Genomic DNA, 12,543 nt, shown 5'->3' on the forward strand with positions numbered 1-12,543 from the left:
TAACAGGCGACCTGTTATATCTCTGCCACCTGGACGTTGAGATGCCGCTCGCGCAGCCGGTCGATGGCCTCGGCGGGCGCCAGGGAGTCGACGACGATCGTGTCGAACAGGTCGAGCGGGGCGACCCTGTGCAACGCCACCCTGCCGAGCTTGCTGTGGTCGATCGCGAGGATGCGCCGGGTGCCGGAGTTGAGCATCGCGCGCTTCACCAGCACGATCTCCTGCTCCTGGTGGAAGGCGTAGCGGTCGGAGACCGCCGAGGTCGACACGATCACCAGGTCGGTGTTCATCGCCTCGACCGCGTCCACGCACGCCACCCCGAGGAAGGAGTCGTGCGTCGGGTGGTACTCGCCGCCGAGGGCCATCAGCCGCACGCCGGGGACCCCGGTGAGCAGCTTGATCGCCTCCAGGAAGTTGGTGACGACCGTGAGCGGGGTGACCTCCCCGAGGTGGCGGGCGACCGCCAGGGCGGTGGTGGAGTCGTCGAGCATGATGGAGTTGCCCGGCTCGACGAGCCCGGCGACGTGCCTGGCGATCGCCTCCTTCTCCGCCTGGTGAGCGGTGAGCCGGTAGACGATGTTGCTCTCGAAGACCGTGGACGCCTGCGCGGTGGCGCCGCCGCGGAACTTGCGGACCATGCCCTGGCGCTCCAGCTCGTCCAGGTCGCGGTGCACCGTCATGACGCTGACGGCGAAGGTCTCCGCCAGCTCGGTGACCGAGGCCGAGCCCTGCCGCATGACGTGCTCGGCCATCGCCTGCCGGCGGGTCGCCCCTGTGGCCGTGTGCTGACGGGAGTTCACCGCTCGCGCTCCAAGACTTCGTGGATCACGCATCTTAACCACTCAAGGGCACGTTGAGACTACGGAGTGCGGCGCCTTCCGCCCCGAAGCCCAGCTCGGTCACCGACCCGTGCTCGATCCGGGGCAGCCGCCTGCGGTAGTCGGCCAGCGGTATGCCCAGCAGCCGGCAGAGCGCGAGCCGCAGGATGGTGTTGTGCGCGACCACCAGGATCCTGCCCGAGCCGCGCCCGGCCAGCTCCGCCAGGCATCCGGTGACCCGTGCCGCGGCGGCGACCGGGTCCTCCCCGCCCGGGAACGGGTGGGCCGCGGGGTCGGCCTCGAAGCGCCCGACCACCTCGGGGTCGAGGTCGGAGCGCCGCCGCCCCTCTGCCTGGCCGAAGTCGACCTCGCGCAGGCGCGGATCGATGCGCGGGCGCACCCCGGCGGCCTGCGCCGCCCCGGAGGCCGTGCTCACCGCGCGCACCAGCGGCGAGGAGACCACCTCCCCCAGCTCGGCCTTCGCCGCCCAGGAGGCGAGCATCCCCGCCTGGCGCAGCCCCTTCTCGTCGAGCTCCACGTCGCTCACGCCCGTGTACAGCCCCGCCACGCTCCAGGCCGTACGGCCGTGCCTGGCCAGGAAGATCGTCGTCATGCCACCGCCTTCTCAGCGAGTTCCGAAGTCAGGTAATCGCGTTCCGCCAGCGCCTCGACGAGGCGCCGGAAGCTCTTGTCGAACCGCTCCGCGCGGTCGGGCCTCGGGCGCATCCGCTCCCCCGGCGGCACCATGCGGCCCGCCGTGCCGCTCAGCGACCCGCCCGCCGAGGCCGCGAGCACGGCCATGCCGACCGACGCCTGCGGGTATCTCGGGATCTCCACGGTCATCCCGAGGACGTCGGCGCGGAGCTGGCACCAGTAGCGGCTGCGCGTGGCGCCGCCGGTGAGCGCCAGCGTGCCGGTGACCGGCGCGCCGAGCAGCGCCAGCGCGGCGAGGCCGAGGCGCTCGCCGTACGCGACGCCCTGGAGCAGCGCGGCGTAGTGCTCCTCCTCGCTCCCCGCGCGCCCCACGGTGACCGGCTCGGCGTCCGGCCGGTAGAACGGGAACCGCTCGCCCCTGGCCGTGAGCGGGTAGACGATCTCGCCCGAGGGCTCGTAGCCGGCCGCGCGGGCGTCGAGCTCCGCCAGGTCGCGCCCGGGGAAGGCGGCCGTGAGCACCCCCGCCCCGATGTTGGACGCCCCGCCGGGGAGCCAGCCGCCGTCGGGGTGCCTGTGGCTGTAGACGGCGCCCTGCGGGTCGTGCAGCAGCCGCTCGCTGACCCCCTTCAGCACCAGCGTCGTGCCGAGCACCGACACCCCCTGCCCGAGCGTGAGCGCCCCCGCCGCGATCTGCCCCGCGCACCCGTCGGTCATGCCCGCGACGATCAGGCACCCGGCCGGCAGGCCGGTGAGCTCCGCGGCCGCCGCCCCGACCTGGCCGATCGGGCTGCCCGGCCGCACCACGGGCCCGAACATGGAGACGGGCAGGCCGAGGCGGCTCAGCACCTCCTCGGGCCAGCGCTCGGCCAGGGAGTCGTAGCCGCTCTTCAGCGCGTGGCTGGAGTCGGTGGCGACGAGCTCACCCGCCAGCCGGGAGACCACGAAGTCGGCGGAGTGCATCAGCCTGGCGCCCGAGGGCAGCCCGTGGTGCTCGGCCAGCCAGAGCAGCTTGGGCAGCGCCCACGACGCCTGGGTGCGCACGCTCAGCTCGTCCCACACCCTCCGCCCCGCCTCGGTCACCCGCTCGACGTGAGGGGCGCCCCGGGCGTCGTCGTACATCAGCGCGGGCGAGACCGGCCGCAGGGCGGTGTCGGCCAGCAGGACCGTGCCGGAGGTGCTGCACACCGCGAGCGCGCGGATCCGGCGCGCGTCGACCGTGGCCGTCGCCTGCGCGCACGCGGCGAGCGTGGCCCGCCACCAGTTCTCCGGGTCCTGCTCGTGGCGGCGCCCCGGTCCGCGCGAGCTGTGCAGCGGGGCCGATCCCGTGGCGAGCGGCACGCCACTGTCGTCCACGATCGTCACCCGCACTCCCTGCGTGCCGATGTCGATCCCGGCCCATGCCGGATCGCCTGCGAAGTTCTCAGAACCCATGTGCGACGGTGGTCCTCTCACGCTCTTGACACTCGCGGGGGCGACTCATAGTCTCCACCCACCGATCACAAAATCACACCATAGTCCGTTAGATTTAACAAAGGTGTAGCGAGGAGCGAGTTGATGCCCGGCGACGTGCCCGCACCGGACGCCCGCGTCCCCGGTGCCCCTGTGCCGGTGCCCGACGTGCCCGGACGGCCGGACAGGCTGACGCCGTACGGGCTCCGCTGCGAGCACCGCACCGAGCCGATGGGCGTGGAGTCCCCCACCCCCCTGCTGTCCTGGCGGCTCGCCTCGCGGCGGGAGGCCGACGACCCCGTGGCGTACCGCGTCGAGGTCACCCACGCGGGGGCGCCCGTCTGGTCCACCGGCCGCGTGGAGGACGCCACGTCCGTGAGCGTCAGGTACGCCGGGCCGCCGCCGCGCCCGCGCACCAAGTACGAATGGCGCGTCACGGTGTGGGCGCGCGACGGCGTGAGCGGCGGCGCGGAGTCGTGGTTCGAGACGGGACACGACATGTGGGTGGCCTCGTGGATCACGCACGACCCCTCCGAGGTGCTGCCCGTCGACCCGCCGACGCGGGGCGAGCAGGCGCTGGACGACCACGGGCTGCTGCCCTGCCCCCGGTTGCGCCGCGCGTTCTCCTCCCGGGTGCCCGCGAGCGCCCGGCTCTACGTCAGCGCCAGGGGCCTGTACGAGGCGCGGCTCAACGGCGAGCGGGTGGGCGACGCGGAGCTCGCCCCAGGATGGACCGACTACCGCAGACGTGTCCACTACCAGGTGTACGACGTGACCGGGCTCGTACGCGACGGGGACAACGTGCTGGCGGCGACCGTCGCCGACGGGTGGTGGAGCGGCTTCGTCGGCTTCGCGCCCCGCCGCGCGGGCCAGCACTACGGCCTCTTCCCCGAGTTCGTCGCCGAGCTCCACCTCCGCTACGAGGACGGGTCGACCCGCGTGGTGCCCACCGACTCCTCGTGGCGCACCACCCGTGGCCCGATCAGGTACGCCGACCTGCTCAAGGGCGAGTGCCACGACGCCCGGCTGGAGACTCCGGGCTGGGACCTGCCGGGCTTCGACGACTCCGGCTGGCGCCCCGCGACGGTCACCGGCGACGACCACGCGACCCTCACGGCCTCCCGGGACGAACCGGTACGCGCCTTCGAGCGGCTCGCCCCGCGCTCGGTCACCCGCGTCGCGCCGGACACCCATCTGGTGGACTTCGGGCAGAACATCGCGGGCCGGGTGCGCCTGGCCGTGCCGCCGCTGCCGAGCGGGCGGCGCGTGGCGATACGTCACGGCGAGACGCTGGACGGCCCGGCGCCACACGGGGACCCGGCGTACGGCGACCGCCTGCACACCGCGAACCTCAGGACGGCCGACGCGACCGACGTCTTCGTCTCCGCGGGGCACGCCGAGGTCTTCGAACCCCGTTTCACCTACCACGGCTTCCGCTACGCGGAGGTGACCGGCCTCACCGAGCTCGGGGACGTCCACGCCGTGGTGCTGCACAGCGACACCCCGTGGACCGGCCACTTCGCGTGCTCCGATCCGGAGGTGAACCGGCTGCACGCCAACATCGGCTGGGGGCAGCGCGGCAACTTCGTGAGCGTGCCCACCGACTGCCCGCAGCGCGACGAGCGGCTGGGCTGGCTCGCCGACGCGCAGGTCTTCCTGCCGACCGCGTGCCTGAACGCCGACGTCGCGGCGTTCTTCGCCAAGTGGCTGGACGACGTGGCCGACGCGCAGTCGCCCGAAGGAGGGTTCCCCAACGTCGCGCCGCTGCTCACCGGGGTCGCCGACGAGGGCGCGCCCGGGTGGGCGGACGCGGGGGTGCTGGTGCCGTGGCACCTCTACCGGGTCTACGGCGACCCGGGCTTCCTGAACGTGGAGGCGATGGCCCGGTGGGTCGACTTCGTCCGGGAGCACAACCCCCGGACCTGATCTGGCGTGACAAGGTCGGGCCGCACTTCGCCGACTGGCTGTCCCCGGGTCCCCCGACCCCCCGGCCGCTGCTCGCCACCGCCTACTTCCACCGCAGCGCCGCGCTCACCGCACGCGCCGCCCGGGTGCTCGGCAGGCTCAGGGAGGCCGACCGGTACCAGGCGCTGGCCGAGGACATCAGGGACGCCTTCATCAAGACGTTCGTGGACTCGCGCGGCCGGGTGGCGGGCGACACGCAGACGGGGTACCTGCTCGCGCTGGCCTTCGACCTGCTGCCGTCGGTGCTGGCCAGGCGGGCGGCGGACCGGCTCGCCGAGCTGGTGGCCGCGGCGGGGCTCGCGACCGGCTTCCTGGGCGTCGGCCTGCTGTGCCCGGTGCTGTCCGCCTGGGGCCGGGAGGACCTGGCGCACGCGCTGCTGCGCCGTACGGGGGCGCCCTCCTGGCTTCACCAGGTCAGAAGCGGCGCGACCACCGTCTGGGAGCGGTGGGACGGGGTCGGGGCCCCGTCCATGAACTCCTTCAACCACTACGCCCTCGGCTCGGTGGGCGAATGGCTGTACACCGGCGTCGCCGGCATCGACCAGGCGCCCTCCTCGACCGCGTACAGCGAGGTGGTGATCCGGCCGAGGCCGGGCGACCTCGACTGGGCCGAGGCGAGCCACGAGTCGGCGCGCGGCACGGTCCGCGTGCGCTGGGAGCGCTCGCCGGAGGCCTTCCACCTGCACGCGAGCATCCCGCCCGGGGCCCGCGCCACGATCCACCTGCCCGGCGGCGACACCCGCGGGGTGCCCTCGGGGGACCACCGTTTCACGCTAGTCCGAGGAGAGAAAGCATGACCCGTGAGACCGACCGGCTGATCCAGGCCAAGATCAGCCGTGCCCAGTTCTTCCGCGTGATGGGCGGCGCGGCGTCGGCCGCGCTGCTGGCCGCGTGCTCCACCAGGCCCTCGAACGGCGGGACGCCGGGCACCGGCGCCGCGGGGGCCACCAGCCTGAAGTTCGTGGGCGTGGCCGACCAGAAGGCCCCCATGGAGGACCTGCTGGCCGCCTACAAGCAGGTCAGGTCCAACGTGTCGATCGCGGCCTCCTACGCCCCGACCGACCAGGTGCAGACCTCGCTGCGCACCCAGCTCGGCGCGGGCAACGCCCCCGACCTGCACGTGGTGTACCCCGGAAGCGGCAGCGCGATGTCGATGTCGCAGATCGCCGCCGCCGGGCTGCTGGCCGACCTGTCCGCCCAGTCGTGGACGAGCACCATCCCCGCCGGGTTCAAACCGGCCTTCCAGCTCCAGGGCAAGACCTACATCTACTCGGCCGGCTCCTCGGTCATCGGGGCCATCTACAACAAGAAGGTCTTCGAGAAGGCCGGGATCGACCGGCTGCCGACCACGTGGAGCGAGTTCCTCCAGGTCTGCGAGAAGCTCAAGAAGTCGGGGGTGGCCCCGATCGCGCTCGGCGCGCAGACCCCCTGGGTGACCCAGCTGATCACCTACGCGCTGGTGCCGTCCACGGTGTACGCCAAGGACCCGGGCTTCGACGACAAGCAGAGCGCCGGGCAGGCCAGTTTCGCGCAGTCGGGATGGCGCCAGGCCATGGAGATGTACCTGGAGCTGCAGCAACGGGGCTTCTTCAACGACAAGCCCAACGGGACGACGTTCGAGCAGCAGACCTCCATGGTGGCGACGGGCAAGGCGGGGATGGCCATCCAGGTCTCGGCCGTGCTCCCCGCCTTCCGCGACGCGGCCAAGACGCCGGACGACCTGTCGATGTTCCCGGTGCCCGGCGCCGACGACCCCGCGCAGGTCTGGATCCCGGCCGGCGTGGTCGTGGGCCTCGGCGCGGGCGCCAAGTCCCAGAACGTCGAGGAGGCCAAGGCGTTCATCGACTTCCTCGGCAGGCAGGACAGCATCAACCGCTGGGCCAAGGCCATCGCGGCGATCCCCCTGACCCAGGACGCCGGCTCCACCATCGACCCGGCGGTGGAGTCGTTCCTGCCCTTCACCAAGGACCGCGCGGTGCCGTTCATGGACCAGCGCTGGCCCAACGCCGAGGTGCAGCCCACCCACTTCGCGGTGGTCCAGGACCTGCTCGCCGGAAAGATCAAGGTCGACGAGGCGCTGAAGAAGATGGACGAGGCCTACGCGAAGTGAGCGGGCGAGCGATCAGGCACGACGGCGGCCCCCAGCCCGGCCCTTGGGCGGCCGGGCCGCCGAGGGAGCGGTAACGATGAGCGTCATCACCAAGCCCACCGGGGCGTCCACCGTCACGGCGGCCAAGCGCGGAAGGCGTCTCGGCGCCCTGTCCCCGCCGTGGCTGTTCGCCGCCCCGGCATTGCTGGTGTACGCGGCGGTGGTGCTCTACCCGAGCATCGCCGGGGTGGTCTACGCCTTCACCGACTGGAGCGGCATCGGCGGGGACATGTCGTTCGTCGGCCTGTCCAACTTCCGCGCCATCCTGGACGACGAGCAGGCGCTCGGCTCGCTCGGCAACACCCTGCTGCTGACCGTCGCGATCGTCGTCGTGCAGAACGGCGTGGGGCTGCTGCTCGCGCTCGGCGTGAACACGAAGATCAGGAGCAGGGCGCTGCTCAGGGTCGTCTTCTTCTCGCCCGTGGTCGTCAGCCCGGTCATGGTGGCCTTCCTGTGGAAGTACATCTACAACCCCGACCCGGGCACCGGGCTCAACGGCCTGCTCGGGCTGCGGGTCGACTGGCTCGGCGACCCGTCGGTCGCGCTGTGGTCGGTCGCCGGCATGGTCGTGTGGCAGTACGCGGGCTACTCCATGGTGATCTTCCTGGCGGGGCTGGAGGGCGTGCCCAAGGAGCTGCACGAGGCCGCGATGATCGACGGCGCGGGGACGTTCCAGCGGTTCAGGTACGTCACCTGGCCGCTGCTGGCCCCGGCCGTGACGATCAACCTGATGCTGTCGACGATCGGCGGGCTGAAGCTGTTCGACCAGGTCTTCGCGGCGACCAACGGCGGTCCCGGGTACGCCACCGAGACGCTGTCGACGGTCCTGTACAAGCAGGCCTTCGTGTACGGCAAGTTCGGCTACAGCACGGCCATCGCGCTGGTGCTCGCGCTGTTCGTGGCCGCGGTGTCGTTCGTCCAGATCTACTACCTGCGCTCCCGGGAGGTGTCCCAGTGAAGGCCAGGACCTTCCTGCTGGAGCTCGTCATGATCGCGGTGGCGGTGGCGTTCCTCTTCCCCGTCTACGCGCTCGTCACGCTGTCGCTGAAGGACCCCGAGCAGATCTCCAGGGCGCCGCTGGCGCCGCCCGCGCCGCCGACCATGGACAACTTCTCCTCCGCGTGGTCGTCGGCGGCGCTCGGCCCCTCGCTGGTCAACAGCACCCTGATCACCGTGGTCAGCCTGGTCGCGCTGATCGCCCTCGGGTCGTTCGCCGCGTACTTCCTGGCGCGCGCCCAGTCGCGCCTGGGCTACGGGCTGTACATCCTGTTCCTGCTCGGCATCGTGCTGCCGTTCCAGCTCGGCATGATCCCGCTCTACCGGCTGGTGACCGACCTCGGCCTGATCGGCACCCACCTCGGCATGATCGTGTTCTACACCGGCGTGCAGCTCCCGTTCACGGTGTTCCTCTACACCGGGTTCATCCGGGCGCTCCCCCGCGACTACGCCAGCGCCGCCCAGATCGACGGCGCCTCGCACCTCACGGCGTTCACCAAGGTCGTCTTCCCGCTGCTGCGGCCCATCACCGGCACCGTCCTGATCCTCAACGCGGTGCTCATCTGGAACGACTTCTTCACGCCGTTGCTGTACCTCGGCGGCTCCGGCTTCGAGACCGTGCCGGTGAGCATCTTCAGCTTCGTCGGGCAGTACGTGTCGGACTACGGGCTGGTGTTCGCGGGCCTGGTGCTCGGCGCCCTGCCGATCGTCGTGGTCTTCCTGGTGCTCCAGCGCTACGTGATCAAGGGCTTCTCCAGCGGGCTCAAGGGATGAACCTCTTCGACGTGCTGCGGCACCCTCCGCGCAGCCACTCCCCCGCCGCCATCTGGTGGTGGAGCGGGGAGCCCCTGCGGCGCGACCGGCTCCGGTGGCAGATGGAGCGGCTGACCGAGGGCGGGGTGCACAACCTGGTCATCCTCAACCTCGCGCCGTCCGGCCCGCTGTTCGGCTCGGACGCCGACGACCCGCCGTTCTTCTCCGAGCCCTGGTGGGAGCTGCTCGACGGCGTGTGCGAGGACGCGGCCGAGCTAGGCGTCCTGCTGTGGTTCTACGACCAGCTCGGCTTCTCCGGCGCCGACCTCCAGGCGCGGCTGGTGCAGGAGAACCCCTCCTTCGCCGGCCAGTGGCTGGCCGCCGACGGCAGCGTGTCCCGCCGGGGCTTCGACTATCTGTCCCGTACGGCGTGCGCCACGCTCATCGACCGGGTGCACGGCGAGTTCGAGCGCCGCCTCGGCCACCGGTTCGGCAGTGTGATCGCAGGGTCCTTCCAGGACGAGCTGCCCTCGGTGCCCACCTGGTCGGAGTCGTTCGCCGGCGAGTTCGCGGCCCGGCGCGGCTACGAGTTCCCGCGCGACCCCTCCGGCCTGAGCGCACACGCGGACGAGCCGGCGCTCTGGCGCGACTACCACCGCACCCGGGCCGAGCTGGCCGAGGAGGCCTTCTTCCGGCCGCTGGCCGAGTGGCACGACAGGCACGGCCTGCTGCACGGCTGCGACCAGCAGGACCCCGCCCGCGCCGGGCACCCCGTCGAAGGCGTCCAGCTCTACGCCGACTACACCCGCACCCACCGCTGGTTCGGCGCCCCGGGCTCAGACCACCACGGCGACGCCCGCCTGCACTCCTCGCTGGCCCACCTGTACGGCAGGCCGCGGACGTGGATCGAGGCGTTCCACTCCAGCGGCTGGGGCGGCACGCTGGAGGAGACCTTCGACTGGCTGCTCCCGTGGCTGCGCGCCGGGGCCAACCTGTACAACCCGCACGCCGTCTACTACACGACCAAGGCGGGATGGTGGGAGTGGGCCCCGCCGTCGACCGACTGGCGTCAGCCGTACTGGCGTCACCACCGCGTCTTCGCCGACGCGGTGGCCAGGCTGTGCGCGGCCCTCTCCCTCGGCCGCCACCTGTGCGACATCGCCGTCCTGTTCCCCACCGCCACCGCGCAGGCGGGCGTGCGGCCGGGTTCGACCGCGGGTTCGACGGAGGAGGCGGCACGGTCGCAGCGGGTGTACCGCGAGCTGGTCGGGGACATGGCATGGTTCCAGACCGTGCCGGGGGCGCTCGACCTGCTGTGCCTGGACGCGGACGTGATCGACGACGAGTCCGTCCAGCGGGCCGAGGTGGACGGCGGCCGGCTGGCCGTCTCCGGCGAGTCCTACGAGGTGATCGTCCTTCCCGCCTGCACGGTCCTGGACGAGCGGACCGCCGGGCGGCTCGACGAGTTCGCGGCGGCCGGTGGCCGCCTGATCGCCGTCGGCGCGCTCCCGGAGATCTCGGTGGGCACGCCGTCCGAGGACACCCTGCCCGTATCCCCTTCGCCGGGGCCGGGCGGACCGGTCGGAGCTGGGCAGGAGCGTCTCGCCGCCGGATCGCCCGTCGCCCGCCTTCGTGAGCGGTTCGCGACCGGCCAGGCCACGTTCGCCGCCTCCCCCGGGGACCTCGGCGCGGCCCTCGCCGGTTTCGTCCCGGGTGTCGCGGCTCCCGTGCCTCCCCTGGTGCGTGAGGTGGACGGCGTCACGGTCGTCTTCCTCACCGCCGCGTCCCCGATGGCCAGCCGGGTCGGCGTCGGCAGGCCGGACGAGCGCGGCGTCGAGCTCGGCTGGCTGGACGCCTCCTACGACTTCGACCCCGGACGGTACCGGCGCGAGATGCGCGTCACGGTGCGGGGCGTCTCGGGAACCCCGCTGCTGGCGAGCCCCTTCGGCGGGCGGACGCGCCCGCTGCCGTACACGGCGAACGGCGACGCCGTCGAGGTGGTCGTGCCGTTCGACGACGGGCCCGCCGCGCTGCTGCTCTTCACCGGCGAGGACGTCCCGGCGGACCCCCCGGACGAGCCGCGCCCGCACGAGCTGGATCTCGGCGACACCTTCGAGATGGAGCTCGTCCCGACGCTCGACGACACCTGGGGTGACTTCGGCCGCGCCGCGGGCCCCTCCGAGCTCGAACGCTGGACGCTTCAGGACGCGGACGGCGAGCCGGTCCACGCGACGTTCGGGCCGCACGGGCTGTGGTGCGCGCTTCCGGCCTCCGCCCCGCCGCCCGGCCCGGGTGCGGGCTGGCGTCCGGCGGTCTACTCCACCGCGCGCGGCATCCACGACGACCCCGTCCACCGGGACACCCTCGGCCCCAAGGGGCACGTGCCGGAGGAGTTCCTGGACTTCGGCACCGTCGCCCCGGGCGAGGTCACCTGGTTCCACGCCCGCGTGGACGTCCCCTCGGAGGCCACGTTGGTGGTCGGCGCACCCGCCGCGAAGGCCGCGTGGGTCGACGGCGACGAGGTCCCGCTGGACGATTCCGGCTATCTCGCCATGAGCCGGGCGCCGCTGGCACCCGGCACCCACCTGCTGCTGCTCAGGCTCGCCCCCGACGAGGACCTCACGCTCCGGGCGCACGTCTCGCTGGTGCGCGATCCGTCCACGGCCCGGCGTCCTGAGTGGATCACCGGTTCCGTCCTGGAGACGGTGGTCGAGGTGGCGGGACCGCCGTACGAGCCGTTGCAGGTCGCCTCGGCGTCCCCCTGCCTGGTGCGGGTCAACGGCGAGGAGGCCGGCAGGCAGGGCGGTTTCGACCCCTACGCGGAGGCCGAGATCCCGAGGGTGCGCCGCTACGACGTCTCCCACCTGCTGCGTCCCGGCCCCAACACCGTCTCGGTGGAGACGGAGGGCGCCGTGCTGGTCGACGGCCTCGCCGTGTCCGGGCCCGGCTGGACCGTCCGGCGGCCCGGCGGCGAGGTCGCCTCCGCCCGGGTGCGGAGGCGGCAGCACGGCGACCCGGCCGCCCTGCACCTGCGCAGGCGCCCGCACCCGCTTCCCGGCGCGGGCTGGATCGAGTCCTGCGCGACGGCCCTGCCCGCGGTCCTCGCCGTGCCGCCCCTCGGCTCCGGGTACGAGGAGGAGCGCGTCGAGCGGTTGTGGGTGGACGTCCCTCCGGGGGCCGTCACCATGGAGATCCCCGCGCACGGCCAGGTCACCGCCTTCGCCGGCGGCGTGCGGCTGGGCGAGGGCCCGGTCGTCGAGCTGGACGGCTCGGCGTCCCGCGTCGAGCTGCGGATCTCCGCCTCCCCGGGATTCGAGGGCGGCGCCGCGCTGACCGGGCCGATCCGCTTCGCCTGCGGCCCGGGGACGATCGGGCTCGGCGACTGGGAAGGGCTCGGCCTCGCGGAGTACAGCGGCGGCGTCCTCTACCGGACCGGCCTCAGCGCCCCGTCCGGCGGCTCGGCCGTGCTGGACCTCGGCCGCGTGCGCGGCACCGCCGAGGTGACCCTGAACGGCGGGCGGGCCGGCATCCGGGTGTGCTCTCCGTACGTGTTCGACCTCGAACTGGCCGAGGGGGAGAACCTGCTGGAGATCCTGGTGCTCGGGACCCTGGCGCCGTACCTCGACGCCGTGAGCCCCACGCACTTCGTCTTCCCCGGCCAGCGCGTGACGGGCCTGTTCGGCCCGGTGCGCCTGCGCTCGTCGCGTCCCTGCCTCAGGCGGCCATGACGGGCCGCGCCTCAGGCGGGACCGCCATGCC

The 12,543-nt window shown here is 72.9% G+C and carries 9 protein-coding genes; 6 read left to right on the forward strand and 3 right to left on the reverse strand.

Annotated elements, in window-relative coordinates; all coding sequences use genetic code 11:
- Positions 1 to 14: 14 nt before the first annotated feature.
- From OG589_RS16920 to OG589_RS16930, 3 genes are read right to left on the reverse strand one after another with little or no spacing between them, the layout of a single operon-like run.
- Positions 15 to 800, reverse strand: a complete 786-nt coding sequence (locus OG589_RS16920) for a DeoR/GlpR family DNA-binding transcription regulator (RefSeq protein ID WP_405150138.1) — start codon at positions 798 to 800, stop codon at positions 15 to 17.
- 34 nt (positions 801 to 834) lie between these two features.
- Entirely contained in the window at positions 835 to 1,431 is a 597-nt protein-coding gene (locus OG589_RS16925) for a histidine phosphatase family protein (RefSeq protein ID WP_405150140.1), read from the reverse strand.
- Positions 1,428 to 2,903: an FGGY-family carbohydrate kinase gene (locus OG589_RS16930; protein ID WP_405150142.1), complete on the reverse strand. Its 1,476-nt coding sequence runs from the start codon at positions 2,901 to 2,903 to the stop codon at positions 1,428 to 1,430. Before OG589_RS16930 ends, OG589_RS16925 begins: the two co-directional genes overlap by 4 nt.
- Before the next feature lie 123 nt (positions 2,904 to 3,026).
- Here OG589_RS16930 and OG589_RS16935 point away from each other — a divergent pair, with 123 nt between their 5' ends.
- From OG589_RS16935 to OG589_RS16960, 6 genes are all read left to right on the forward strand, one after another.
- Positions 3,027 to 4,847: a family 78 glycoside hydrolase catalytic domain gene (locus tag OG589_RS16935; RefSeq protein ID WP_405150144.1), complete on the forward strand. Its 1,821-nt coding sequence runs from the start codon at positions 3,027 to 3,029 to the stop codon at positions 4,845 to 4,847.
- On the forward strand, positions 4,808 to 5,683 hold the full coding sequence (locus tag OG589_RS16940; RefSeq protein ID WP_405150146.1) for an alpha-L-rhamnosidase C-terminal domain-containing protein: 876 nt from the start codon (positions 4,808 to 4,810) through the stop codon (positions 5,681 to 5,683). Before OG589_RS16935 ends, OG589_RS16940 begins: the two co-directional genes overlap by 40 nt.
- Positions 5,680 to 6,996: an extracellular solute-binding protein gene (locus tag OG589_RS16945; RefSeq protein WP_405150147.1), complete on the forward strand. Its 1,317-nt coding sequence runs from the start codon at positions 5,680 to 5,682 to the stop codon at positions 6,994 to 6,996. The genes OG589_RS16940 and OG589_RS16945 overlap by 4 nt, the downstream gene beginning before the upstream one ends.
- 76 nt (positions 6,997 to 7,072) lie before the next feature.
- Positions 7,073 to 7,993 (forward strand): carbohydrate ABC transporter permease, encoded by a 921-nt coding sequence (locus tag OG589_RS16950; protein ID WP_405150148.1) that lies wholly within the window; start codon positions 7,073 to 7,075, stop codon positions 7,991 to 7,993.
- A complete protein-coding gene (locus OG589_RS16955) occupies positions 7,990 to 8,805 on the forward strand; it encodes a carbohydrate ABC transporter permease (RefSeq protein WP_405150150.1) in 816 nt (271 codons plus the stop codon). The genes OG589_RS16950 and OG589_RS16955 overlap by 4 nt, the downstream gene beginning before the upstream one ends.
- On the forward strand, positions 8,802 to 12,512 hold the full coding sequence (locus tag OG589_RS16960; protein WP_405150152.1) for a hypothetical protein: 3,711 nt from the start codon (positions 8,802 to 8,804) through the stop codon (positions 12,510 to 12,512). Before OG589_RS16955 ends, OG589_RS16960 begins: the two co-directional genes overlap by 4 nt.
- Positions 12,513 to 12,543: the final 31 nt, after the last annotated feature.

It is taken from the genome of Sphaerisporangium sp. NBC_01403, from assembly GCF_045040145.1.
Lineage (GTDB): Bacteria > Actinomycetota > Actinomycetes > Streptosporangiales > Streptosporangiaceae > Sphaerisporangium > Sphaerisporangium viridialbum.

Bases quoted from the DNA above. Each gene is read 5' to 3' on its own strand.
- OG589_RS16935 (WP_405150144.1), top strand. From the start codon at position 3,027: ATGCCCGGCGACGTGCCCGCACCGGACGCCCGCGTCCCCGGTGCCCCT.
- OG589_RS16960 (WP_405150152.1), top strand. From the start codon at position 8,802: ATGAACCTCTTCGACGTGCTGCGGCACCCTCCGCGCAGCCACTCCCCC.
- OG589_RS16925 (WP_405150140.1), bottom strand. From the start codon at position 1,431: ATGACGACGATCTTCCTGGCCAGGCACGGCCGTACGGCCTGGAGCGTG.
- OG589_RS16930 (WP_405150142.1), bottom strand. From the start codon at position 2,903: ATGGGTTCTGAGAACTTCGCAGGCGATCCGGCATGGGCCGGGATCGAC.
- OG589_RS16950 (WP_405150148.1), top strand. From the start codon at position 7,073: ATGAGCGTCATCACCAAGCCCACCGGGGCGTCCACCGTCACGGCGGCC.
- OG589_RS16945 (WP_405150147.1), top strand. From the start codon at position 5,680: ATGACCCGTGAGACCGACCGGCTGATCCAGGCCAAGATCAGCCGTGCC.